Source organism: Enterobacter sp. H2G27 (genome assembly GCF_054403075.1).
Genome location: NZ_JBSVSI010000001.1, coordinates 4,027,438 through 4,053,736 on the forward strand (window position 1 = coordinate 4,027,438; position 26,299 = coordinate 4,053,736).

17 protein-coding genes are annotated in these 26,299 nt (G+C 56.3%); 6 read left to right on the forward strand and 11 right to left on the reverse strand.

Features of this window, described 5'->3' with window-relative positions; all coding sequences use genetic code 11:
- Nucleotides 1-47 precede the first annotated feature (47 nt).
- Complete coding sequence (gene yhjD / locus ACW9E7_RS19245) at nt 48-1,073, forward strand: inner membrane protein YhjD (RefSeq protein ID WP_458728220.1); 1,026 nt, start codon at nt 48-50, stop codon at nt 1,071-1,073.
- 260 nt (nt 1,074-1,333) lie between these two features.
- On the forward strand, nt 1,334-2,656 hold the full coding sequence (locus ACW9E7_RS19250; protein ID WP_104949925.1) for an MFS transporter: 1,323 nt from the start codon (nt 1,334-1,336) through the stop codon (nt 2,654-2,656).
- 60 nt (nt 2,657-2,716) lie between these two features.
- Here the strand turns inward: ACW9E7_RS19250 and ACW9E7_RS19255 are convergent, their stop codons facing one another.
- The gene (locus ACW9E7_RS19255) at nt 2,717-4,759 is read right to left on the reverse strand and encodes an AsmA family protein (RefSeq protein ID WP_458728221.1); all 2,043 of its coding nucleotides are present in this window, start codon (nt 4,757-4,759) and stop codon (nt 2,717-2,719) included.
- Between the two features lie 65 nt (nt 4,760-4,824).
- Nucleotides 4,825-5,598 carry a cyclic-guanylate-specific phosphodiesterase gene (gene pdeH / locus ACW9E7_RS19260; RefSeq protein WP_458728222.1) on the reverse strand — a complete coding sequence of 258 codons (774 nt, stop codon included), beginning with the start codon at nt 5,596-5,598 and terminating at the stop codon, nt 4,825-4,827.
- 229 nt (nt 5,599-5,827) lie between these two features.
- Between pdeH and kdgK the strand changes: the two genes are divergently transcribed.
- Nucleotides 5,828-6,757 (forward strand): 2-dehydro-3-deoxygluconokinase, encoded by a 930-nt coding sequence (gene kdgK, locus ACW9E7_RS19265; RefSeq protein ID WP_458728223.1) that lies wholly within the window; start codon nt 5,828-5,830, stop codon nt 6,755-6,757.
- Nucleotides 6,758-6,803: 46 nt separating this feature from the next.
- Here the strand turns inward: kdgK and ACW9E7_RS19270 are convergent, their stop codons facing one another.
- The 9 genes from ACW9E7_RS19270 to bcsR all read right to left on the reverse strand — a co-directional run bounded on the left by ACW9E7_RS19270 (nt 6,804) and on the right by bcsR (nt 22,668).
- Nucleotides 6,804-8,297 carry a M16 family metallopeptidase gene (locus tag ACW9E7_RS19270; RefSeq protein ID WP_047646783.1) on the reverse strand — a complete coding sequence of 498 codons (1,494 nt, stop codon included), beginning with the start codon at nt 8,295-8,297 and terminating at the stop codon, nt 6,804-6,806.
- 226 nt (nt 8,298-8,523) lie between these two features.
- The gene (locus ACW9E7_RS19275; protein WP_023309587.1) at nt 8,524-9,810 is read right to left on the reverse strand and encodes a dicarboxylate/amino acid:cation symporter; all 1,287 of its coding nucleotides are present in this window, start codon (nt 9,808-9,810) and stop codon (nt 8,524-8,526) included.
- Between the two features lie 159 nt (nt 9,811-9,969).
- Nucleotides 9,970-11,976, reverse strand: a complete 2,007-nt coding sequence (hmsP, locus tag ACW9E7_RS19280) for a biofilm formation regulator HmsP (protein WP_458728224.1) — start codon at nt 11,974-11,976, stop codon at nt 9,970-9,972.
- A gap of 119 nt (nt 11,977-12,095) precedes the next feature.
- Entirely contained in the window at nt 12,096-15,578 is a 3,483-nt protein-coding gene (gene bcsC, locus ACW9E7_RS19285; RefSeq protein WP_458728225.1) for a cellulose synthase complex outer membrane protein BcsC, read from the reverse strand.
- Nucleotides 15,560-16,666, reverse strand: a complete 1,107-nt coding sequence (gene bcsZ / locus ACW9E7_RS19290) for a cellulose synthase complex periplasmic endoglucanase BcsZ (protein WP_458728407.1) — start codon at nt 16,664-16,666, stop codon at nt 15,560-15,562. Before bcsZ ends, bcsC begins: the two co-directional genes overlap by 19 nt.
- Nucleotides 16,667-16,672: 6 nt before the next feature.
- Nucleotides 16,673-19,093 carry a cellulose biosynthesis cyclic di-GMP-binding regulatory protein BcsB gene (bcsB, locus tag ACW9E7_RS19295; protein WP_458728226.1) on the reverse strand — a complete coding sequence of 807 codons (2,421 nt, stop codon included), beginning with the start codon at nt 19,091-19,093 and terminating at the stop codon, nt 16,673-16,675.
- A gap of 10 nt (nt 19,094-19,103) precedes the next feature.
- Nucleotides 19,104-21,719 carry a UDP-forming cellulose synthase catalytic subunit gene (gene bcsA / locus ACW9E7_RS19300; protein WP_136195975.1) on the reverse strand — a complete coding sequence of 872 codons (2,616 nt, stop codon included), beginning with the start codon at nt 21,717-21,719 and terminating at the stop codon, nt 19,104-19,106.
- Complete coding sequence (gene bcsQ / locus ACW9E7_RS19305) at nt 21,716-22,468, reverse strand: cellulose biosynthesis protein BcsQ (RefSeq protein WP_115876797.1); 753 nt, start codon at nt 22,466-22,468, stop codon at nt 21,716-21,718. Before bcsQ ends, bcsA begins: the two co-directional genes overlap by 4 nt.
- A gap of 11 nt (nt 22,469-22,479) precedes the next feature.
- A complete protein-coding gene (bcsR, locus tag ACW9E7_RS19310) occupies nt 22,480-22,668 on the reverse strand; it encodes a cellulose biosynthesis protein BcsR (RefSeq protein ID WP_008503237.1) in 189 nt (62 codons plus the stop codon).
- A 175-nt stretch (nt 22,669-22,843) separates the two neighbouring features.
- On the opposite strand from bcsR, the gene bcsE reads away from it, so the two are divergent.
- The 3 genes from bcsE to bcsG are packed head-to-tail and all read left to right on the forward strand — an operon-like array spanning nt 22,844 to nt 26,269.
- Nucleotides 22,844-24,406, forward strand: a complete 1,563-nt coding sequence (gene bcsE / locus ACW9E7_RS19315; RefSeq protein WP_458728227.1) for a cellulose biosynthesis c-di-GMP-binding protein BcsE — start codon at nt 22,844-22,846, stop codon at nt 24,404-24,406.
- A complete protein-coding gene (gene bcsF / locus ACW9E7_RS19320) occupies nt 24,400-24,597 on the forward strand; it encodes a cellulose biosynthesis protein BcsF (protein WP_024908822.1) in 198 nt (65 codons plus the stop codon). Before bcsE ends, bcsF begins: the two co-directional genes overlap by 7 nt.
- On the forward strand, nt 24,590-26,269 hold the full coding sequence (gene bcsG / locus ACW9E7_RS19325; protein WP_458728228.1) for a cellulose biosynthesis protein BcsG: 1,680 nt from the start codon (nt 24,590-24,592) through the stop codon (nt 26,267-26,269). The genes bcsF and bcsG overlap by 8 nt, the downstream gene beginning before the upstream one ends.
- Nucleotides 26,270-26,299 lie beyond the last annotated feature (30 nt).

Here is a 26,299-nt window from a genome sequence, read left to right on the forward strand (position 1 = left end):
CAAGCTATAATTCAATAACATCCAGCCAAACGAAAAGGAAAAGACGCGTGACGCCGGAAAACAACCCGCAACGACCCACCCAACATTTAGAGTATGAGCCCGTCAAAAAGATGGAAACCGGGCCCGAAGAGGCCAAAACGCCTGGTACCGCCAGCAAAGCGCTGGGAACCGTAACCGGCATCGCCGCGAGAATTCAGCAGTTTCCCATGATTGCGCATCTGATACGCGCAACCGAGCGCTTTAATGACCGCATGGGGAACCAGTTTGGTGCTGCCATAACCTATTTTTCCTTCCTGTCGATGATTCCGATCCTGATGGTGTCATTTGCGGCGGCCGGTTTTGTGCTCGCGTCCCACCCGACGCTGCTGCAGGATATCTTCACGAAGATCCTGAATAACGTCAGTGACCCGACTCTTGCCAGCACGCTCAAAAGCACCATCAATACCGCCGTTCAGCAGCGTACCACGGTCGGGATCGTCGGTTTGCTGATCGCCCTTTACTCCGGCATTAACTGGATGGGCAACCTGCGCGAGGCCATTCGCGCCCAGTCGCGCGACGTCTGGGAGCGTAAGCCGCAGGACCAGGAGAAAATATGGGTTAAGTATCTCCGCGACTTTATTTCGCTGATTGGCCTGCTGGTCGCCCTCATCGTGACGCTCTCCATAACCTCGGTGGCGGGTTCGGCGCAGCAGATGATCATCTCCGCGCTCTATCTGGATTACATCGAATGGCTGAAGCCCGCCTGGCGCGGCATTGGGCTGGCTATTTCCATCTTCGCCAACTACCTGCTGTTCTTCTGGATCTTCTGGCGCTTGCCCCGGCATCGGCCGCGTAAGAAGGCGCTGCTCCGCGGCACATTGATTGCGGCGATCGGCTTTGAGGTGATCAAAATCGTGATGACTTACACCCTGCCGTCACTGGTTAAATCCCCTTCCGGCGCGGCGTTTGGCTCGGTGCTGGGACTGATGGCCTTCTTCTACTTCTTCGCCCGCCTGACACTGTTCTGCGCGGCATGGATTGCCACCGCCGAGTACAAAGGCGACACGCGAATGCCCGGCAAAACGCACCGCTAGGCCCGCCATCGGGCTGAAATTTCAGCCCGATTCATCATTTCAGCATATAAATCCAGCCCGTAACTTTTATTTAACCGAAAACCAGTTTAATTGACTGATATTTAAAATCTGTGAAGCATTTCATAGACGTGTTTTGGCTGGTCTGAAAATTATCCGCTTTTTGCTGTTTTTATCACCGGGTCGCGGCTTTGTTACAGATTGAAATGTCGCTTTTGCTGTGCGTAATATGGCCTTTCGTTCGACAAAAATAAGAAAATATTATGCAAGCAACCGCCACCACACTCGACTCAGAAACGGAAAACGTTCCGGTAAATTCGCGCAATAAAGTTGTCGTCGCATCGCTGATTGGCACCGCCATCGAGTTCTTCGACTTCTATATTTATGCCACCGCTGCGGTCATCGTCTTCCCGCATATCTTCTTCCCGCAGGGTGACCCGACGGCGGCCACGCTGCAGTCTCTGGCGACCTTTGCGATTGCGTTTGTTGCGCGTCCGATTGGCTCTGCGCTGTTTGGACACTTTGGCGATCGCATCGGCCGCAAAGTCACGCTGGTGGCCTCGCTGCTGACGATGGGGATCTCCACCGTAGCCATCGGCCTGCTGCCGACCTACGAAACCATTGGTATTCTGGCGCCGGTCCTGCTGGCGCTGGCGCGTTTTGGTCAAGGTCTGGGGCTGGGTGGTGAATGGGGCGGCGCGGCGCTGCTGGCCACCGAGAACGCCCCGGCGCGCAAGCGCGCGCTGTATGGCTCATTCCCGCAGCTTGGCGCTCCGATTGGCTTCTTCTTTGCCAACGGGACGTTCCTGCTGCTCTCCTGGCTGCTGACAGATGAACAGTTCATGAGCTGGGGCTGGCGTATTCCGTTTATCTTCTCAGCCGTGCTGGTGCTGATTGGCCTGTATGTGCGTGTTTCTCTGCATGAAACGCCTGTCTTCGCGAAAGTGGCCGCGGCGAACAAGCAGGTAAAAGTACCGCTGGGCACGCTGCTGACCAAACACGTTCGCGTGACCGTGCTGGGCACGTTTATCATGCTCGCCACCTATACGCTGTTCTACATCATGACCGTCTATTCCATGACGTTCAGTACCGCCGCTGCGCCGGTTGGGCTGGGGCTGCCGCGTAACGAAGTGCTGTGGATGCTAATGATGGCGGTGATCGGCTTTGGCGTGATGGTTCCGATTGCGGGCCTGCTGGCGGATAAATTCGGTCGTCGTGCAAGCATGATTACCATCACCACGCTGATCATTTTGTTTGCCCTGTTCGTCTTCCCGCCGCTGCTGGGTTCAGGTAGCCCGGCGCTGGTGATGGCCTATCTGCTGATTGGCCTGAGCCTGATGGGGCTGACCTTCGGCCCGATGGGCGCGCTGCTGCCCGAGCTGTTCCCGACTGAAGTACGTTATACCGGCGCGTCGTTCTCCTATAACGTCTCGTCTATTCTGGGTGCGTCCGTTGCGCCATATATCGCCACCTGGCTGCAGGCAAACTATGGTCTGTTCTATGTGGGCGTCTATCTTGCGGCCATGGCGGCGCTGACGCTGATTGCGCTGCTGCTGACGCACGAGACGAAGCACCAGGCTCTGTAATTCACTGCGGCCTGATGCCCTCACCCCGGCCCTCTCCCACAGGGAGAGGGAGAAAGGGAGCTATTTCTTCATCTGCGACAAAATGGTCCGGCACTGATTCGCCTCGCCCTCTGACGGCGAAATCAGTGCCAGCAGCGCTGCAGCTGGGGTAACCAGCGTCGCAAGGGCCGCAGCCACCGCACCGCGCGCAATCAGCGGCCCTGGCTTCACGCCCGCCTGCGGATTTTTGAAGGTCCCGCGCACGTACAGCGGCGAGCGCAGCGTGATAATACGGATCCCCTTACTCTCCGGGTCAATCGTCAGATCAAGCTGCTCCGAAGCCATGCTGGCGGTACCGGTCACGTTAATCACCGCGTTTTCCGTGTCGAAGGCAAAAATCTGCGGGCGCGCCACGCCGTTCACCAGATCCAGATTGGCCGCCGCACAGTTCACCCGTACCTCATCATCCCCGAAGATTTGCCCGATGATGTAGTTCCCGACGTTCAGCCCCAGGATCTCCATCAGGTTGCGGCTCACCAGCCCGTCGTTCATCAGCAGCTTCAGGTTGCCATTACCGCTGCCCAGCAGCGCCGCCACGGAGTTACCCACGCCGCGAATGTCGGCATCGCCGTTCATCTCGCCGAGGGTTTTCTGCATCAGCTCGACGTTCGGCATCAGCGCTTTCAGCTTAAGCCTGCGCGCCTGAATCTCCGCCCGGCCCTGCATCGGCTTTTTATCGCCTTCCAGGTGAATATTTGAGGAAATCGTCCCGCCTGCCATGCCAAACTTCAGCGGCTGCAGGCGCAGGTCGGCGTTTTTGAGGATGATATGGGTCGAGAGATCGCTCAACGGCAACGTGCTGCCATGCTCAATTTTACGCCCTTTGAAGCGGACGTCCGCATCCATCACGTTCCACTTATCGGTTTCAAAGCGATCGTAAGGCAGCACTTTTCCCGCAGGCTGAACGTCCTTTTTGACCTCTTTGGACTTTGTGCCTTTGCCCGAATCCACGCCAATCAACGGACCAAGATCGGCCAGACGCAGCTGACGGGATTCAACATCCCCTTCCAGTTTCGGGCGCGGTTTTCCGGTGGTGTAGGTCAGCGTGCCGTGGATGTCGCTGTCGCCAATGCGGCCATTAAAATCCCGGTAGTCAAAAACGGACGATTTTTCGGTATCGATTTTGGCGACCAGATGCCCGTCCGTTTCGAATGGCGGGGTATCCGGCAGCAGTACGCCGGTCAGTTCATACAGCTCGCCCAGCGAATCACCGGCAAATTTAAGCTGAAGGTCAACGCCGCCCATGTTCATCGGGTCGTTAACCATTCCTACGAACGCCACGCGGGTGTTACCGGAACGGAAGTCCGCCTGCACCGGGAACGGCGTGCCTTCGCTCCGGAGCGCCAGCATGCCGCCTATTTTCCCTTTACCGCTAAGCGGCTGGTCGTTGTAGCGTCCTTTTGCCGTCAGGCCGAAGACATAGTCACCTACGCTTGCCGCGTCGCCTTTTGCTTTCGTGCCCGTGACCTCGCTAAACGGCAGCGGTTTGCCCAACGGATCGACCAGGATCTCCACATCCGCCTTGCTGACCTTATCGTCGATGGCGATCCGTCCGCGATCGAAAAGAATATTGTCGAGACGGAATGACCAGGAAGAAGGCTGGGTATTCGGATCTTTTTCGCCATCGCTGGCAAGGTTAAACGTCCAGTTGTTGGTTTTTTCTGAGAGTCGGATCAGACGCGCATCAGGCTGCTGAAGTTTGATCCACGGCAGATAAACGGTTTTGGTCAGAAGCGCTAACGGCGCTAGCGTGGCCTCCACGCGCGGCAGGTGGACCATGGTGACGTCCGGGATGTCCGGCGGGTTGCCGAGAATGATGTCGTCGGCATGGACGTGTGGCCAGGGGATCCAGCTTCGCCAGCCTGGCTCCTCTTTCTGACGCTCCCATACCACACCTAAATCACCGCGTATGGCGAAGGGGCGGTTCAGTTCGGTTGAGACTTTCTGGTTGATGGTCGGCTTGAGACGGTTCCAGTCAAACGTCGCAATAATGATGGCGACGACCACGATCAACAACAAGAAAATCCCTGCTGTCCAGGAGATTACCCTGGTTGTTCTTGTCATTTTTATCCCCTTTCCTGATGACCTGTCCTGTAAAACTATAGTCCAGACAAAGGGAAGCGGGCTTATCAGAGGGTAGTTATCACGCTATCGAGGCGATCGATGGGTACCGGTCGGGAGAGGAAATAGCCTTGCGCCGCCGCGGCAGGCGAGCTTTGCACATCACGCCACTCTTCCAGCGTTTCCACACCTTCAACAATCACGCCCTGGCAATAGCGGTTCATCAGCTGTAATAACAGCGTAAACAGATTCCGACCTTCCGGGGTCTGACGCAGCATAATGAACAGATCGCGGGCCACTTTAATGTAGTCGTAGCGCACCTCACTCAGGGCGGAGAAATTCGCCATGCCGGTGCCAAAGTCATCCAGCCACAGCGGGCCGTATTCGCATATCGAAGCAAACGAGGAATCCTGCGGCAGACGGACATGCTCCACCAGCTCAAAGCGCATCCACGGCAGGGTGGCGATCAGCTCCTGCAATTTTGCGTTCTGCCGCAGCGCCAGCAGGGTTGGGCCGTCGACGTTCACCGAGGCGAGGATATCGTGCTGTTCAAAAAAGGACTGCTTCGTCGCCAGCATGCGAAGCTGTTCTTCCAGCACATCCAGACGCTGGCGAACGGCAACTTCGGCAAAATAGCGATCCGGCGCGATGCGCTGAGTGGGGTTTGAGGGGTGCGTAACGACGGTCAAAATTTCAATTGCCATCAGTCGACCATCTGTTCGGTAGATCGGCTGATAGGTGTACGCACGCTCACATTGCAGCCAGTAGCGATGCTCCTGCAAGTTCTCAATACTTGCCTCAGGCGTAGTGCTCAGCCGCTGGATAACCTGCTCTGACTTCATTTCAGATGTCCTGTTGTTGGGATAGCCTTTCTGGACTCGTCACAGGATTATCGGCGCGGCAATTGAGAACTTTATGTTCAATTCACCGGGAAAATGAAATTAAGATGACAGAAATGCGCGGGAACACGCGCTGGCTCAAATAAAATAATGGAACGTTGTTTTAATATAGTTGACCGGTTAATTCACTCAGCGCACACTGCTGATTATTCTTCTGTTCAGGTTCACGACTATGTCCAAAAAAATTGCCGTGATTGGCGAATGCATGATTGAACTGTCACAAAAAGGCGCTGAAGTCAGCCGCGGATTTGGTGGCGATACGTTAAACACGTCCGTTTATATTGCCCGCCAGGTCGCGCCTGAGGCGCTCACCGTGAACTACGTTACCGCCCTGGGAACGGACAGCTTCAGCCAGCAGATGCTGGAGGCGTGGCAGAGTGAACATGTTGAAACGTCGCTGATTCAGCGTATGGAAAACCGCCTCCCGGGACTTTATTACATCGAGACCGACAGCGCCGGCGAACGCACGTTTTATTACTGGCGTAACGAAGCCGCGGCCAAATTCTGGCTGGAGAGCGACGCGGCTGCGGCCATCTGCGAAGAGCTGGCGACCTTTGACTATCTCTATCTGAGCGGGATTAGCCTTGCGATTTTAAGCCCCACCAGCCGTGAAAAGCTGCTGTCGCTGCTGCGCGAATGCCGTGCAAACGGCGGCAAGGTTATTTTCGATAACAACTACCGCCCGCGCCTGTGGGGCAGCCGCGAAGAGACGCAGCAGGTTTATCAACAGATGCTGCAGTGCACCGACATCGCCTTCCTCACGCTCGATGATGAAGACGCCCTGTGGGGTGAAAAGCCGGTTGAGGACGTGATTGCACGCACGCAGGCGGCTGGCGTGAGCGAAGTGGTGATTAAGCGCGGCGCGGAATCGTGCCTGGTCGCGATTGCGGGTGAAGCGGTGGTTGAGGTCCCTGCGGTGAAGCTGGCCAAAGAGAAAGTGATTGATACCACCGCGGCGGGGGATTCCTTCAGCGCGGGCTACCTGGCGGTACGCCTGACAGGGGGAACGCCGGAAGCGGCGGCACAGCGTGGGCACCTGACGGCCAGCACCGTGATTCAGTATCGCGGGGCGATTATTCCGCGCGAGGCGATGCCTGTTTAGTTTCCCCTAACCCTCTCCCTTTGGGGAGAGGGCCGGGGTGAGAGGATTACTGCCCCTGCGGAATATCCGTCGCGTCCGGATGTAAATCATCCGCCGTGGCGGCCTGCGCCGGCTGCGGCGCGGTAGCCATAATGGAATCCCATGTCGTCTGAAGTTCCTTCATGTCATATTCCGGCTCGCCCTTCGGCTGCAGGAGGATCAACGCCATCTCCTGTGACAGCTGCTGACGGAGGTCCTGATTGAGCATCTCGACGGTCAGACCGTTCAGGAAGTCCTGACGCAGTTTCTGGTACTGTTCCGGCGCAATGTCCACCACCTGATTCTGCAGGGAGCGAATACGCTGGCTGATCAGAATGTCGGTATCGGCACGTGCGTAGGTCGCAAACAGCTTCTGCAGCTCGAGTTTTTTCTGAGCCACGAGAGCATTGAATTCCTCTTCGGAAAGCCCCTCTTTACGCACTTTTGCCAGCTCTTTCGCGACCACGCCCAGATTGGCATTCAGCTTATCGCCCGGCGATTCAACGTTAATGGCACACTGCGCGCGCTGGAACAGCACGCGGCAGTCAAAGCCAAGACCGATATTCTTGACGTTGTTCTTGCTCAGCGTCTGCTGAACGTGCCAGAACAGCGCCTCACGCGCCAGATCGGCACGCCAGTAGCGCAGCATTGCCGCTGACTCACGGATGGGCTGCCAGGCGTTATCCCACATGACGGAGAGGCGATCCTGACGCACGGCGTCCGTCATAATGCTGACAGGCTCTGCACGCAGCGGAGAGAGCGTCGGGACAGGGGCTGGCGTTTCACGCTTACCTTTCAAATCACCAAACGCTTTGTTGATCTGCTCCACCACCGCGCGGCTGTCCACGTTACCTACCACGATCAGCGTCATGGCGTCCGGGGTGTACCACTTCTGGTAGAACGATTTTACCTGTTCGGCATCGACCGGTTGTTTCAGCGGTTCGGCCGGGTCATGTCCCAGTAACGTTGAGCCCTTCAGGCGGTAGCGCCACCAGCCCTCTTTGGTATCTCCGGGCCAGGTCGCCACCATGTCACTGTTGCTCAACGCATAGTTAACGGTGTCCGGCGTAATCGCCAGATTGCCAGAGGCATCGGAGAGATACGTAAGCGCTTCTTTCAGCAGGTCGTTACGGTTATTAGGCAGGCTCAGGTTAAACATGGTGTAGTCATACGAGACAACAGCCGGAGGAAGCGGGCGCTTCGGATCGATGGCCTGCTGCCAAAGTGAACGCACCTGAACCGCTTGCAGGCTGCCGCTCTGCGTGAGCGCCAGCCGGGGAATAAAATGGCTAAAACCGGTTTGCTGGGTGCTTTCCGTGAGGGAACCGGTATTAATGGACAGACGGATTTCTATACGGTCACTGGGACGTTGCGGAGTGGCTAACACCTGCCACTGAAAACCGTTCGCTAATGTCCCTTGTTGCCAGGCCGGGTCTGGCTGGAGCGCATCTGCCTGCACATAACTGGCTGCTGCCATCATCAGCAAACCGCCGGTTAAGAGTCGAATTTTTGTGCCCTGCATGTGAACCCCTGATCAACATTCCTGGTTAAAAAAGAGTGCCTCGCGACGCGCTTCACTCTTAAAGATGACGATGAAAACACGTCGATTAGACCGCGCGTTCGGCAAAACGTCACGGTCCGAAGTGAAATATACCCAAAAAAATCTTGTCGAATTATGACAGGTACGAACAGTTATTATGCGCAGGAGCCCGCATCCCGACAAGGGAATACGGGCATTTGTGACAAGATTAAGAGGTTAAGCCAGGATTTTTGCTGTCAGTTGAACGATTATTCAGAGTATCGTCGAGCTTTTTGTGATCCAGCTCTTTCACCCATTTCGCCACCACCACCGTTGCCACGCCGTTACCCACCAGGTTGGTTAACGCACGAGCTTCTGACATGAAGCGGTCGATACCCAGAATCAACGCCAGACCCGCCACCGGCAGGTGACCTACAGCGGAAATGGTGGCAGCCAGCACGATAAAGCCGCTGCCCGTCACGCCTGCCGCGCCTTTAGAGGAGAGCAGGAGAACCACCAGCAGGGTAATCTGATGGAAAATATCCATATGGCTGTTGGTCGCCTGAGCGATAAACACGGCCGCCATCGTCAGGTATATCGAGGTGCCGTCCAGGTTGAAGGAGTAGCCCGTCGGGATCACCAGCCCGACCACCGATTTACGGCACCCCAGCTTTTCCATCTTGTCGAGCATACGCGGCAGCGCCGATTCTGAAGAGGAGGTCCCCAGAACAATCAGCAGCTCTTCACGGATGTAACGAATAAATTTGAAGATGTTGAAACCCGTCGCGCGGGCGATGGAGCCCAGCACCACGACTACGAAAAGGATACAGGTTATATAGAAGCAGATAATCAGCTGACCCAGCTGCACCAGCGTACCGACGCCATACTTACCGATGGTGAAGGCCATCGCACCAAAAGCACCGATCGGCGCCAGGCGCATGATCATATTGATGATGCCGAAGATCACCTGCGAGAAGCTTTCGATTACGTTAAAGATAAGCTGGCCTTTGCTGCCCAGACGGTGCAGGGCAAAGCCAAACATCACGGCGAACAGCAGCACCTGGAGGATGTTTCCGCTGGCGAACGCGCCAATGACGCTGCCCGGTATCACGTCCAGCAGGAAGGCTACCACGCCCTGATCCTTCGCCTGCTCGGCATACACCGCGACCGCTTTGGCATCAAGCGTTGACGGGTCTACGTTCATTCCCGCGCCTGGCTGCACCACGTTGACGATGATCAGACCGATAATCAGCGCAAGTGTACTGACCACTTCAAAATAGAGAAGCGCCACTGCACCGGTACGACCAACCGCCTTCATGCTTTCCATGCCAGCGATGCCCGTTACTACGGTACAGAAGATCACCGGAGCGATGACCATTTTGATGAGCTTAACGAACGCGTCGCCAAGCGGTTTCATTTGCGCGCCCAGCTCAGGGTAATAGTGACCCAGCAGAATACCGATGGCGATGGCTGTCAGGACCTGGAAATAAAGACTTTTGAAGAGTGAGGTTTTCATAAGGTGTCCTTGGGAAGAAAAACCACAGGTTTTGTAAGGTTATGGTTAACCTGCGGCTTTAAAATAACACCCACATAACAGGACAGAAATAAACTCAGTTCAAATTTGAAACACAAATGTTAAGAATTTTGAGCTGGCTCGCACAAGCCAGCAACAAAATTACACTTTTGCGTTATTGTCAGCACCAGAAAGGTATCGTTCTTCAAAGATATCCGAAGGGACTGCGGGGGCAAAAAGGAAGCCTTGTCCGCTCTCCACGCCCGCCTCTGCAAGCCAGGCGCGTTGCTCTTCGGTTTCAATCCCCTCGGCAATAAGATGCAGGTTGAGGCTACGCGCCATCTGGATAATCGCCTGCACCATGCTGCTGTCGCCCGGCAGACCGTCGACAAACGCTTTGTCAATTTTGAGCACATCTACCGGAAGGGTTTTCATGTGCTGAAGCTGACGCAGCCCGGCGTATCCCATGCCAAAATCGTCCAGAGCAATGCGAATACCGGCATTACGCAGCGGTTTGAGAATCGCGACCGCCTGATTAGGATCGTCGATGCGTCGGCTCTCCGTCACTTCCAGAGTTAACGTATCAGGCTTGATTCGGTAACGATGGATCAGCTCCAGCATCTCTGAAACCATGGTCGGGTGCATAAGCTGCATGGCAGACAAATTGACCGACAGCGGCAGCGTCACGCCGCGCTCCTGCCAGGCGGCCAGCTGACGGCAGGACTCTTCCAGCACCCAGTAGCCGACGGTAACCATCAGGCCGCAGGACTCAATGCGCTCAATCAGCCCTTCCGGCAGTTCCCATGAACCATCCGGCTGCTGCACGCGCAGCAGTGCCTCGGCGCTTTTCACTTCTCCCGTCAGCAAATTCATCTGCGGCTGTAGCCAGAGGGCAAACTGCCGGTTATCCAGCGCGGTCAGGATGTCGCTCTCTTCCGTCAGGCGCTGCTGCGCCTTTTCCATCTGCTCCGGTTCAAAGAACTGGATCTGATTTTTCCCTTTGCGCCGGGCGGTAAACGCCGCCGAGAACGCGCGACGATAAAGCTGCTCCGCCGTTAAATCACCATAGTACATGGCGATACCGATACTGGCGCTCGGACGAAGCTGGATACCCTGAATGGGCAACCGCTCATTAATGACAGTGAGTACTTGCTGACCTAAGGTGATCGCATGCCACGGTTCTTTTACGCCGTTGGCAATCACCACCAGATCGTAACCGCTGACCTGGGTCAGCACCATGCGCGGGGCAAGGACAGATTTGATCTTTTCCACCAGGGTGAGCAGCAGCATTTCGCGCTGGCTCTCCTGAAGCACGCCAGCCGTGTCCTGCAAGGTTTCACAGGCGATAACCATCAGCGCCGTAGTTTGCTGACGGGCAACGGTCTGCTCCAGCATCGCCATCAGGAAGGCTTTATTGGGGAGCTCCGATACCGGAAAACGGGTGGCGCTGCTGTTTAATTCATCCTGCTGACGCTGGATGCGCTGCTGATTGAGGTTGTAGCTGCGCACCAGCATACCTATCTCATCGTCATGATGCAGACGCGGCAGCTCAAGCTGATGTCCCATCTGATCCTGCGGCGCAAGCGTATTCAGCTCACGGGCGATACGGCGCAGCGGATGAACAATCAGCCGGTTAATGCACCAGGTGAGCGCCACGCTGAGAATAAGCGTCATAAGTAAGCAAGTGGTCACTAACGTAACCACCCAGCTCATGACGAATTTATACATGCGGTAGGAGTCCGCCTGCAAAACCAGGTAGGCCAGCGGCTGCGGATTCGCAGGGCGTTCAAGCGAATAAACGGGAAGCGAAATTTGCACCGGCAGTTCAAACAGGCGCATCACCATCATCGGGACGGGACGCTCCGGGATAAAGCTCATCCGCAGCGCCTGAAACTGGTTGGGCAAGACGACATCGGCGCGGCTAACGACGCCGGCAGGCTGAATACGTTTTAAAATGGTTTCCGCTTCGGGAATATCCCCTTTCAGGATAGAGGCAGAAAGCGGGCCACGCACCGAGCGGGCGATACTTTCTAACTGCGAAGCCGTGTTATAGCGATTCTGCTGTACGGAATGAAACAGCAAAATTACGCAGAAGAGCAGGACAAACAGCATGGTGACGGCAGAGACCATCGCCATCTGTTTGATTGTTAAGGAACGGCTGACACGCAAAATGACTCTCCACAAAACTCGAAGCGCAGGGCGCGCCAGGGTGTAAACCCGGCGCGCCTGAGTATACCCGATTGCCGCGCTATTAAGAGAGACTTACAAATGGATTAAGGAAAATCCGATTACCAGTCCGCGTAAGGGATGAGCGGCTGCGGCGGTAAGTCCATATCGCCCTGCCAGCCTGCGGCAGAGTAGCGCACATAGATCAGCGCATGGCTTGGGGTATAGTCTTTCGCCTCCTGAATATCCACGCCCATGCCTACAAACCAGTTGGACGTTACGCGGCGCTCGATAATGGCCCGCGCGGTATAACCCGTTCCTGATGAACTGCTGCCGGTTTCCATTGCGCCCCGGTCGGTATAGCGGTCTGGCTCATCGGTCGGGATCAGATTCTGGATCGGGTAGCGCAGTTCGTCTTTGGTTTTCGAGTGAGACCAGGAGACCGAGCCACCCAGCTCCCAGGACCAGTTCTCCGTGCGTTTACGCCAGGTCACCGGCAGTGCGAAGGAGACGTACTCCTGCGGACTGTAGTAACCGCCCTGACCCAGGGTATACCCGCTCAGGTCTTTGTCGTAGTGCCAGAGCATATTGGAGACGCCGACCGTCAGGCGCTCATTGTTTTTATTAATGAGCTTGTAGTAGTAACCCGTCATCCAGCGGACGCGCCAGTTATCCTCAACATTTTTACCCGTCAGCGTTTCCGCATTCAGGCTCGACCAGATGCCGTTCGCTTCACCTTTGTCATAGCTCATGCTTACGCCGCCACCGGTGGCACGTACGCCGCCCCAGGTGGTGCCGGTGTTGGTATCTTTTTGCCCGGCGAACGCCAGCAGAGAGCTGGAGATTGGGCGACGATGGGCGTTAACGGTATAGCCGATGGGGCCCAGATCGCTGCTGTAGCTGATGCCGCCCACCACGTCGACAACGTCAAAGCCCATCGGCGTGGTGCCAATATCCATCGCCCAGGTTTTATTCTGCCAGCCGACGGCAACGCTTGCGCCATTGTCGGACTGATGGGTATTGCCGCTACACGGCGTTTCGTAGCAGGTCCCCCATTTAGGATCGTAGGTTCCGTTATTGTTATCAAATGAACCAGCGTCCATGTTGACCAGATCGCTTCTGAAGAACATGCGCCCGTCAGAGAGCGGGGCATCCACCTGGAGCATGGTGGTGTGCGCTTTCAGGTCGGAATAGCCGCCCGTGCCGCTGGAGCCCCAGTAGTCGTGCTGCAGCGTGACGTTAACATCCTGCTGACGGTACAAGTCACCGGCATCACTGCGCACGCCGCGTTTCAGCCAGTCGTCTTTTTCATCGTTACGCGTCAGACGAGTGAAACTGTCGTTATCCACCGGTCGCGTCGTGGTGATGCCAGACGACACCATCGCGTCTTTGTAGGTTTCCAGTGCCTGCTGAGGCTGCCCGTTCTGCGCCTGGAAACGCGCGGCATCACGCAGCACCAGCGCGTTTTCCATGGAGCCGGGCTGCGATTTAGCCTGCGGAATAATTTTATTGAAGGTCTGTTCTGCGGCGGCGGAATCGCCCAGACCCGCCTGCGCCATCGCGATGCGGCGCTGCATATTGAGCGACAGCGGCTGACCGTTTTGCGCGGCGGGCAGCTTCGCCAGCTCCGAGCGCGCGGCATCTTTGTTACCCTGAGCGCTATAAATCTCGGTCAGGCCGAGGATGGCGTCTTCGTTCTGCGGTTCACGCTGCAGAACGGCGTTGTACGTCGTTTTTGCCGAGTCCAGATCGCCACGCTGCTGCGCCCAGTCCGCCAGCGTCAGGTCGATGCGGGTGGAGGTTGGCTGCTGGCGCAAAAGGTTTTCAGCCTCCTGCTCTTTGCCGCTGTCGCGCAGACGGTTGGCGGTTTCCAGCACCTGGTTACTTTGCAGACGGTCAGCAAGCTCCTGAATATTGCCGTTCCACTGGCTTCGCGGCAGCGTATCCAGATGCGCCAGCGCGGCGCGGTCCTGATCGTTTCCGGAAAGATAGAGCCCGTTAGCATAAACCTGATCCGGGTCGGACGGTTTCTGGCTGGCAAGCTGACGCATAAGGGTATCCGCCTGGCTTCGCTGACCCGCGCTGTAGAGATCGCGCGAGAGACGATAGGTTATCCATACATCGCCGGGAGAGAGCGCCAGACGACGACGCTGAATCTCTGCCGCCTGAGCGTATTTCCCCTGATTTTCAAGCTGCTCGGCCTGAGCAGAGAGCTGCTCGTTGGTCAGGCTACGTTCAATATCATCTATGCTTCTGCGCTGGCTGGCGGAGAGAGACTGGATAAACTGCGAGGCTTTCTCCGGGGACTGCGCACGGTAAATATTGGCCAGACCGCGGACCGCATTGCTGTTGCCGCTGTCCATTCGCAGCGCCTGACGGTAATAACGCTCCGCCGCGTCGTTATCTTTACGCGCCGCGGCGGCGTCGCCCAGCCCCAGCACGGCATAGCTGTCGGTATTGTCGATACTGCGTGCCTGCTGATAGTAACGCTCCGCCTGCGCCGGGTTATTCGCCTTCAGCGCCGCATCGCCCTGCTGGATCAGCAGCCAGTAGCGGTTAACCTTCAGCAAACTGTCCCATTTACCCCGGTTATCGCTCTGGGGATCGAGGGCAATTGCCTTTTCAAACTGTGCCACCGCGCGGGCGCGGTCGCCTTTCTGGGAATAAGCCTGTCCCAGGGCACCCACCGCTTCACTGTCGGCATGGTTGGCGCTGACGGCTTTTTGCAGCTCCGCCACCGCCTTACTGCCCTGCCCGGCATCCACCGCCGCCAGCCCTTCCGCTTTCGCACGGAATGCAGGGTCAGCGAGCTGTTTTTGCTGGGCTTCAAGCTGGGCACGCGCCGCCGCGACGCTATCACCGTCGCTGAATACGCTCAAGTATTTTTGCAGCGCGCTAACGCTCGCGCTGCTGGCAGACCGGTCTTTAATTTGGTCATACCACATATCAGACGCCTGGCTGCGCCCGTTGGTGGATTTGGCCATCTCCTGCAATACCGCAAAGCCTTCATCACGGCGTCCGCTCTGGAACAGAAGCTGGGACAGCGTCGCCTGCAGCTGTGTATTTCCGGGGCTGCTGCTGTTTATTTTCTTGAGCTGGTTAATGGCTGCATTCCGGCGAGCAGGATCTTTCGCCACCACGTTCCAGTATTCCGTCGCCACGTCGCCGCCCGGCGGGTTGCCGTCAAACAGCTTGTCATAGGCTGCAATCGCCTCCTGCGTGTGTCCCGTGGTAGCGAGCAATCGCGCCTGCTGGAGCTGCTGGCGGCCATCCGGCGTGGACAGCAGCATCGTGTTGCGTGATGACTGGTACGCGCTCGAGCCCGGCGCGATCCCTTTCAGACGGTCCAGCTCTTTTTGCGCGCCGGCGTTATCGCCCTGGCGCAGCAGGTAGCGAAAGCGTGCGGCAATGACGTCAGGGTTGTTCGGGTCAATCAGCTCAAGACGATAAAGCGACTGACGAACCAAATCCTCACGCTGTGTCGATTCGCCCAGCCGAACCTGTTCCAGCAGCTGTTTCTGCTGCGGTGAGTTGGCGGCCTGGGCCCACGGCATAAGCGCCAGGCCAAGCGATAAAGTGAGTAGATTTATTGTGAACTTGCGCATTCCTGGCCCCAATCCGGTATTAATTCACCTTTTGCGGTGAAGCGAAAACGATGCTGATCCCATCCTTGCCCAAAGAGAGTCAGCACGTAGCTGTAATAGGCATTATTATCGGGAAAATGGTCTGCAACGCGCTGGCGCTGAACCGCCTGGGCATCACGTTGTTGTAAAAACGGCAGCATGGCGGCAGAGAACCCGACCGGACCATTCCCGGTGCGTTTCCCCGTCGCCACATCCACTTTCTCCGGCGGCACACCCCGTTTCATTGTCTTGGCCGCCATCGGCTGGAACCGCGTCAGCAGCCGGGCTTTCTGAGGGTCTTTATCACTCATCATTCCCACCCAGAGATAAACGCGGATGGCGTCGTAGCCGCCCACCAGCGATTTATCCTGCTGCAACCGCCAGCCTTTGTTTTTCTGATACTGTACCCAGTCCGGCGAAAAACCTTTCGGCGCACTCTCCAGCAGCAGGCGCTGATTGGTTTCACGAAGCGTGGTCCACGGGGTACCAAAACGCGTGAAATAACTCGCTAGCTGCGGAGGAAGATAGCTGGGGTTAAAACGCCAGACGTTTTCATCGGCAAAACCGACTTTACCGGGAAGCAGCATTGCGCCGAGCCCCGGCACTTTCACCACTTCCTCACTGACAATGCGTTTCAGCAGCGCCTTACCCGTGCGGGTATAGTCCGGATGTTTCCACAACCGGCCCGCTTCGAGCAGAGACCAGGCGATCCAGACATCGGCGTCAGAGGCGGAGTTGGTATCAATCACCGCCCATGTCTCTTTATCTTTCTGGCCCCATAGCCAGGCGGGCAGGTTGTCGTTGAGATTGCCGCTGGCAAGATTATCGCGCGTCCAGGTCAGCAGCTGGTCAAACGCGCTGCGATTGTTCGCCGCAAGGGCAAAGAACAAGGCGTAGCTTTGCCCTTCCGAGGTCGTAATTTTGCGCGTGTCGCTGGGATCAACGACACGCCCGCCCTCACTGATGTAATCCTTTTTAAACTGCTCCCAGGCAGGCCAGGTACAGGCGGCGCGAAGAGGAAGCGCCGCCAGCATCAACGCTGCTAATGCACACCAGCGAAAGGCTTTCATCACATCTTACTCATCCGGGTTCAGGCGACGACGGCTGATGATACGCAGCAGACGCCACAGCACCCATGCCAGCAAGACCACGCTGACCGCAGCCAGGATGGCGAGCAGAACCGGATGGTTAGCCAGCGCATACCACAGGCGTTCAAACCACGGCAGATGGCCTACGTAGTACACATCGCCCACGCGCAGGCTATTGACGCCGGACTCACGGATCACCGACACGGAACCAAACATCGCGGCACGTTTACCGCTGTCGTTCATGGCCGTATTGAGCAGTTCATACCCGCGCGGGCTGTCCGCGAGGAGAGCCACCACGCTACGCTGTTCGTTGTAAGGTGACTGGAAGCCCACCACCGCGGCCATTGCCCCCTGAGACGTTACCGTCGTCTGCGCGCTGGCCTGACGGTCGTTCACATCCGGCATAATGCTCGGGAACTCGGTCTGGCGCAGCGGCGTGTTAACCCAAGACTGGGCCGCTTTCACCAGCAGATCGATACGTTTGTCATCCTTCAGCTTGTCCGGAATGGTACCGATCACCATGATGTCAGCGTCTTTGTTCTGAATCTGGCTGCCATCGTCCGTCAACGTAACGTTAATCGCCGGTAATCCCGTCTGTCCTCCAACGGTCGCCATGGTATCCAGCAGGGTCGTTACCTGCCCTTCAGTTGGCGCTTTTGGCATTACTACGATGGACTCAGAAAGATCGGCCATGCGGCTGAACGGGAAGCCCGCGTTAGCAAAAGCGCGCAGATCCGGCATCGCCAGGAAGTGATAGTACTTCGAGAAGTCGATGGTCGACTCATCGCCAATCACAACGTGGTTCTGTACGGGCTGGAAGGTGATGCAGTTTTCCGCAGAACCGCCAGGCATTGGGTTCATGTACTGGAAGTCAAAGCGCAGCTGGTTTATCGCGCCAAGCTTAAGTGCCGGAATAGAGACATCCGTTTTGCCATCCAGAAGACCCTGCAGCACCGGCAGGCGAAGCATCAGGCGGTTAGTATCCTGCGTGCTTTGCAGGCTGAAGGATTGCAGGAACTGGTTGTTCAGGCTGATATCCATGCGCGAGCTGTCTTTGGTGGCCGGCGCGGTGTAGCGGTAGTTCAGATTGATATCAATGCCGTTGGTACGCAGCAGGTACAGATCCGGCGGCAGATTCAGCGACAGGCTAATCGGCGCTGGCTCAAGCCCCGTCGCCTGCAGCTGTTCTTCATAGGTTTTCAGCTCGCCAAAGGTGACCGCACGGTCGGTACGCACCCAGTTTGGCGCATCATAAGGTTTACGCGCCAGCAGCGGCTTGACCTCATCTATCACCACGCTGTTGCCGCGGAACAGGACGTTACCCTGGGCAATGGCTTTTGCTGCCTGCACCAGGTCTTTATCATCACGACCAAAGACCACCAGCAGCTTCACGTACGGGTTTTCCGGGTGGCTTATCATCTCAACGGTCGGCGCTTTGACGTCCGGACGATCGCGCAGGAAGGCAGGGCGTTTCGCGTTGGTCGCAAACACAATGGCATTTCTGTCCGGCAGTTTGTCATACATCGCCGGGAAGCTCTGTCCACGCCAGCCCGCGCGTGAACCAAACCAGGACGCCACAATGGTGGCCGCCAGCTGTTCGGTCACGTCCGGGGACGAGGCAAACACCATCGGCAGCGTGAGCGGACGGTTATCACGCGGATCAAAGAACGGAACCGGGAATGCGGAGAGATCGTTTTTCAGCGCCAGCGACTGGTAGGTCATCTGCAGCGAGGAGTTACGTCCGACGTCCATCCACAGCGTGTTGCTGGCCGGGTTTTCGCAGACATCGCGGTAGTGACCGACAAACTCCAGGCGAATACGGTTAAAATCGGTGATGAACAGCGGGTTGATCGGCACCTGAGCCTGAGTTTTCTTGCCCAGCTGCTCTTTCGTGACCGGCAGTACGTCCATCAGCTCGTCATTCAGGTAGACCTTCAGCTGAGACTGCGTCGGCAGCAGAGACGGCGACGGGGTGTATTCAAGGTTCAGCACCGCATTAGAGACGACCTCATCGCTGCGCATGCCAAACTCAATGCCGCCGTTAGGGTTGATGCCGCGCAGCACCATGCTGCCCGGAGGCGGCGCAATTTGCGCGAAGGTCAGCTTCACGTCGCGCGACGGCGCATTGTCCGCAACGACGGGCGCATTCGCCCCCCGGACGCCCGGCATCACCTGCCCGATGACCTGGCCGTCGGCCGGCAATGTGTTCCCCTCCGTCGGCTGGTTCGGCGTGATATTTTCTGTTTGGCCAGGTGCCGCGGTGACAACCGGATCGGTTGCTTGCGCGACGACAGGTACCGTTGGCGCAGGCGTTGCCGCTGCGTTACCCGGGGCTGCGTTAGCCATTGTTGCGGGGATCGCATTCATCCCCATTGCCACTGCACATAACCAGGAAAGTTTTGTTTTCATCGCGTTATCATCATTGTTGAGCCATAACCGGGTCCGCCTGCTTCGCCTCATCCCGCTCAGGACGACGAGGAATGAACGACACGACCCAGGAAACCAGCGAAGTAAGTGACCGGAAAATTAATTTCACCGACGACGGGGCAAATTCTGCAAGGTGACGATAGCCACGGAACCCCAGCTTCAGAATATCCAGCAGGCTTTCCAGAGGTTTATCTTCCGGGAAGCTGTCCTGCCAGAGAGCCCACGTATCCGCGCGGGCAAACGTACACTGCACAAAATCGATATGTTGCTTTTTGGTCAACGGCATCAGCTGCAGACCGACTTCATTGCCCGCCACGCGAACAACCTGCGTCGGGAAGACATACTCCTGCTGACCGCGCTTAAGCAGCAGGTTAACTTTTTGCCCTTCAAGCACCTTCGCCTGGCCGTTGATTTTGATCCCCAGACCGCCGTCAGAGAAGTCATGCACGGTACAGGAGAAGAGGTGGCCATCTTCACGGGCAATCGCCGCAGGCATGCAGATTTCAACACGATGCGCACGACGAACCTGTTTGCTTTCCACCGACACCGCCACCGCGCCGCCGAGGATAATCAGGTTGTAGAAGACCCATGCCATACTGACGAAGACGGTCAGGATTTCGTTTTCCGGGCCGTAGAAGTAACGCCAGATACCCGCAATGACGCCCACGATATTCAGCAGCACCAGGAAGATATACGGCCGGGAGATCACCCAGTCGACGTACTCCTCCTCCACCAGCCCGCCCTTCGCGGTGACGTTGAATTTACCTTTGTGCGGATTAATCAGCGCCACCATCGTCGGCGGCGCGATGTACCAGGCCAGCACCGTTTCGTAGATTTCACTCCAGAAGGAGTGGCGGTATTTACCCTGTATCTTCGAGTTCGTCAGGCTCGCGTGGATCATGTGCGGCAGAACAAACAGCGCAATCATCAGCGCGGGAGCGTAGATGATATAAGCGTGAAGAAGCAGGAACGCCAGCGGCGCGGTCAGGAAGATTAGCCGCGGAATGCCGGACAAGAAGTGGAACATGGCGTTGACGTAGCAGAGACGCTGCGCCAGCTTGAGTCCTTTCCCGATCAGAGGGTTATCGAGACGGAAAATCTGCACCATCCCGCGCGCCCAGCGAATACGCTGGCCAATGTGCGCCGACAGTGACTCCGTTGCCAGACCAGCTGCCTGAGGAATACGCATATAGGCAGAGGTATAGCCACGACGGTGCAGGCGCAGAGAGGTGTGCGCATCTTCAGTTACCGTTTCGACGGCGATACCGCCAATTTCATCCAGCGGTTTACGGCGGATAACCGCACACGAGCCGCAGAAGAAGGTGGCATCCCACATGTCGTTCCCGTCCTGCACCAGGCCATAGAACAGGGTGCCTTCGTTCGGGGTCTTACGGAAGCGGCCAAGGTTACGTTCAAACGGGTCCGGCGAGAAGAAGTGGTGCGGCGTCTGCATCATCGCCAGCTCTTTCTCCTTCAGGAACCAGCCCATAGTCATCTGCAGGAAAGAGCGCGTCGGCACGTGGTCACAGTCAAAGATCGAGACAAACTCCCCGGAGGCATACTTCAACGCGTTGTTGATGTTACCCGCCTTAGCGTGTTCGTGAGTCGGACGGGCGATGTATTCGACGCCGACCTCCTCCGCGAACTGGCGAAACGCCGGGCGGTTGCCGTCATCCAGGATCCAGACCTTGAGCTTGTCTTTCGGCCAGTCGATACCCAGCGCAGCATAAATCGTGTTCTTCACCACGCTCAGGTCTTCGTTGTAGGTCGGCACGAAGAGATCGACGGTTGGCCACTGGGTCGTGTCCTTTGGCAGCGGAACCGGCTGGCGGTTGAGCGGCCAAATCACCTGGAAATAGCCCAGCACCAGCACGATCCAGGCGTAGGTTTCTGCAAACAGCAGCACCAGACCGCATACCAGGCTGACCGGGTCGTCCCAGTTCAGGGTTGAGGTATAACGCCACCAGATGTAGCGACAGGAGACGGTCAGCGACAATACGATCAGCATCAGCGCCGAGAAGCGACCCGGAATACGGCGGACCAGCAGCGCCACGCCCCACAGCAGGATCAGGAAGGTGAACTGCGCCAGAGGGTTGAAAGGTTGCGTAATACAGACCAGCGCCAGAATGAGCGAGAACACGACGATCACGCCGAGGATAAAACGCCGCAGGCCCGGATGGAGATGTCCGAGCTCTTTATGGTTATCCAGATGGCTGGTCTTATCGCTGACGCTGTTGGGCAGTCTGTCCAGCCACTGGTGGTAGCGCTCACGTAACTGCTGCACGCGGGAGAAGCTGCGCCAGTGCGGCGTTATTTTCTCTGAGCGGGATGATGTGACCACCAGCCAGATAGCCTGAATGAGATAACGCGCCGGATCCAAAGGACGCGGTCGGTTGGGATTAATGTGCGGATATAGCTCACTGTGGCGGGCGCGTATGCGCTGCCAGCGAGGGTGTTCGAGTGGAATAAACATCCAGGCCAGAATCATCCAGAAACAGCCGAGCGCGGCGCTGAATGCCGACGCGCCGTGACGGCGAAAATGCCGGTAATGTTCGCTCAAACGCGAACTGACCGGTGGGATGAGTAACCAGCTGGCGAGACGACTCATACATCACTCCCTGCATGCTCCGCCCGGTTGGCGAAGTTCAGCAGACACCAGTTAGCCAGCGTCAGAATCTCTTCTGCCGCCAGTGAATCGCTGCGGTATTCGCCGAGCGGTTGCTTAGACGCAAGACATTCCGCCATTCCCTCATCACGATGAATGACAATAGGAAGCAAACGGCGCTGGCTTTGCAGCCACACCTGATAGAGATCGTCCTGGATCTGGCTGCCAATACGCAAATCGTTAATCAGAATATGAGCGTTCTGAGGTAGCCCCTGCTGGTGCAGGCGGATATGGCAGTTCGCATCAACGTTAACGATCGAGAGGATATGATCGCACTGGGCGATAAGCTGTCTGGTCAGCGTACCGGCGCCGTGGGGCAGATCCAGCAGGATCCATTTGTAGTGCCCCTTTTCTTTCAGGGTCTGCAGCGCCAGGGTGAACTGCGAAAACAGGCGCTGATACGCGGCTTCATTTTCGCGTTCCGTGGTGGTCAGTTGACCAAACGGCAGCAGATCGAGCTGGGAGGTATAGCGCATCCCTGCATCCTGCCAGTCTTTATCATCAAGCAGCGCGCGGGCCCAGCCCTCTTCACGAGTAAAGTCAACGTTAAACGACATACGCAACAAATTATCGGCGCAGGCGTCAATAACCAGCACCGATTCACCTAAAAGCTGTAATGACCACGCCAGCGCCGCGGTAACTGATGTGGTACCCACACCGCCACGGACACCCTGTAATCCGAGTATGGCCATCAATGGCTCCCTTATTGTTGATGGGCGAATTCAGCTAATAACGGCCAGCGTTTAATAGCCGCGGCCAACTGTTCCCGCTGGGAAATATCGGTGTAATCTATTTCAGGTAAAGAAAAGGCCTGCGTCAGCGCCAGAAAATCGTTTTGGAATGTGTAACCCAGAGTCGAGTCGACTGGGGTTCCAGGTTCGTTATTATCCATTCTTTTTCCATCCCTTTAAGGAAAATCGCACGCTAAAGAAGTTGCGGGGCTTCCTGCCCTGACAAATTTCATTTACATGCTAAATCTGATGTTCTTTAATTTCAATGTTAGGTTTATTTCTACGCTTTCGCTAGTAAACTGAGATACAGATAAATTAGACGAAAAGAGGGACACCGTGGACTCCATATTTTCTATTGGCATCCAGTCATTATGGGACGAATTGAGCCACATGCCAGTCGGAGGAGTCTGGTGGATTAATACGGACCGAAATGAAGATGCTATCAGCCTGGTTAACCAGACAATTGCTGCCCAGGATAAGGATTCCCGCGTGGCCGTCATTAGCATGGGCGAAGACCCGAAGAAAATTATCACGCTGGAAAACAATCGCGGGCCTCAGACGGTGCGATTATTTTCCATGACATCGGAAGCCGATAGTCTATACTTTTTGTCCCGCGACGTTCAGTGCTCTATTGATCCGGATCACCATTTGGTGATTCTTAAATGTGCAAATAACGTCCTGCAAAATATCCCTGCTGAAAAACTGTTGCCGTGGCTTGAAAAAATCAATAAATGGGCAAAATTTCAAAATTGCACGCTATTGATAGTCAATCCTGGCAGTAATAATGACAAGCTGTTCTCACTTTTAATGGGCGAATATCGCTCCCTGTTCGGTCTGGCAAGCGTTCGCGATCAGGTGGGTAGCTATCTCTACGATATTGCATTCTGGTGTAATGAAAAGGGCGTGAGTGCCAGGCAACAGCTTACCCTGAAACATTTTGAGGGCGAGTGGCACGTTGCACTGCAGGAAGAAACCGTGGTCCAACCGCGCAGTGATGAAAAACGCATTCTGAGCCATATCGCGGTTTTAGAGGGGGCACCCGCCCTGTCGGAAAACTGGACACTTTTTGAGTCTAACGAAGCCCTTTTCCATGAAGCCCGCACAACCCAGGCGGCGACCCTTATTTTCTCGCTGATGCAGAATAACCAGATTGAGACGCTGGCACGGCAAATCCACACCCTACGCCGCCAGCGCGGAAGCGCGTTAAAAATCATCGTGCGCGAAAATAATACCAGCCTGCGCGCCACCGATGAGCGCCTGCTTCTGGGCTGCGGCGCCAATATGGTTATCCCATGGAATGCGCCGCTGTCACGCTGCCTGACGCTTATCGAAAGCGTTCAGGGCCAGCAGTTTAGCCGCCATGTACCGGAAGATATTTCCACGCTGCTCTCCATGACGCAGCCGATGAAGCTGCGTGGGTACCAAAAATGGGATACCTTCTGCGACGCCGTCGGCAACATGATGAACAACACTCTTCTTCCTGCTGACGGAAAAGGCGTCATGGTTGCCCTGCGTCCTGTACCGGGTATTCGCGTTGAACAGGCTCTCACCTTATGTCGTCCGAACCGTACAGGGGACATCATGACCATTGGCGACAATCGCCTGGTGCTATTTTTGTCCTTTTGCCGGGTTAACGATCTCGATACGGCGCTTAACCATATCTTCCCCCTGCCTACCGGGGATATTTTCTCGAACCGTATGATTTGGTTCGAAGATAATACGATTAGCGCGGAGCTGGTGCAGATGCGTGCGCTCCAGCCCGAACAATGGGCTAAACCGCTCGCTATCACGAGCGATGCGAAACCGATCCTGAATGCCAGACATGATGGACACGTCTGGCGTCGGGTTCCGGAACCCCTTCGCTTATTAACAGACAACGCGGAGAACGCATCATCATGAATATCAGCGATATTATTCAACTGGTTATATTCTGTGCGCTGATCTTTTTCCCGCTTGGCTACTATGCGCGCCATTCCATACGCCGTATCCGTGATACGGCCAGAGTGCTGTTTATAAAACCTCGCTATGTAAAACCAGCCGGAACACTGACACGGGCATCACACGTCAAGGCAGACCGAAAACATGACTAATTCTACCTATACCGCTTCGTCACCCTCGCCGCTCTGGCAATACTGGCGCGGCCTTTCCGGCTGGAACTTCTACTTTCTGGTGAAGTTTGGCCTGCTGTGGGCAGGCTATCTGAATTTCCATCCCCTTCTCAACCTGGTGTTTATGGCCTTCCTGCTGATGCCGCTGCCGAATATCAGGCTGCATCGCTTACGTCACTGGGTCGCCATTCCTGTCGGCTTTGCGCTGTTCTGGCATGATACCTGGCTACCGGGGCCGGATAGCATTATGAGCCAGGGTTCGCAGGTGGCGGGCTTTAGCGCCAGCTATATCCTCGATCTGACCGAGCGCTTTATTAACTGGCAGATGATTGGTGCGGTATTTGTGCTGCTGGTTGCCTGGCTGTTCCTGTCACAGTGGATCCGCGTCACGGTGTTTGTCGTCGCGATTATGATCTGGCTTAACGTGCTGACGCTGGCTGGGCCAAACTTTTCTCTGTGGCCTGCCGGTCAACCAACCACCACGGTGACCACCACAGGAGGAAGCGCGGCGGCAACCGTCACAACGGCAGGCGATACGCCTGTAGTGGGCGATATCCCAACCCAGACCGCACCGCCGACTTCTACAAACCTGAACGCCTGGCTCTCCAGTTTCTATACCGCGGAAGATAAGCGACAGACTAAATTCCCGGATGCGCTTCCGGCGGATGCTCAGCCGTTTGAACTGCTGGTGATCAACATCTGCTCTCTCTCCTGGGCCGACGTGGACGCCGCCGGTTTGATGTCTCATCCGCTGTGGTCACACTTCGATATTCAGTTTAAAGATTTCAACTCTGCCACCTCGTACAGCGGCCCGGCAGCAATCCGCCTGCTGCGTGCTAGCTGCGGTCAGACATCCCATAAAAACCTGTATCAACCCGCCGGCAACCAGTGTTATCTGTTCGATAACCTCGCAAAACTGGGCTTTACGCAGCATCTGATGCTGGGGCATAACGGCCAGTTCGGTAACTTCCTGAAAGAAGTACGCGAACAGGGTGGCATGCAGGCACCGCTGATGGATCAAACCGGCCTTCCTGTCTCTCTTCTGGGCTTCGACGGCTCGCCCGTCTATGACGATACCGCCGTCCTGCAGCGCTGGCTGCAGACCGTCAAAAAAGACAGTAATCCACGCAGCGCGACGTTCTTTAACACCCTGCCGCTCCACGACGGTAACCATTTCCCGGGCGTGAGCAAAACGGCTGATTATAAAGTGCGTGCGCAGAAGTTCTTTGACGAGCTGGATGCGTTCTTCACGGAACTGGAAAAGTCAGGCCGTAAAGTGATGGTGGTAGTGGTACCTGAGCACGGCGGCGCGCTGAAAGGCGACAGAATGCAGGTATCAGGTCTGCGTGATATCCCAAGCCCGTCGATTACCAACGTGCCTGCTGGCATTAAGTTCTTTGGTATGAAAGCACCCCATCAGGGCGCACCGATTGAAATCACCCAGCCGTCCAGCTATCTGGCGATTTCAGAACTGGTTGCCCGTGCCGTTGACGGGAAGCTGTTTGTGGAAGATAGCGTGAACTGGGATCAGCTCACCAGCAACCTGCCGCAAACGGCAGAAGTCTCAGAGAACGCTAACGCGGTTGTCATTCAGTATCAGAACAAACCGTACGTTCGCCTGAACGGCGGAGATTGGGTACCGTATCCGCAGTAACTGATTTACGCCTCACCCTCTCCCCATTGG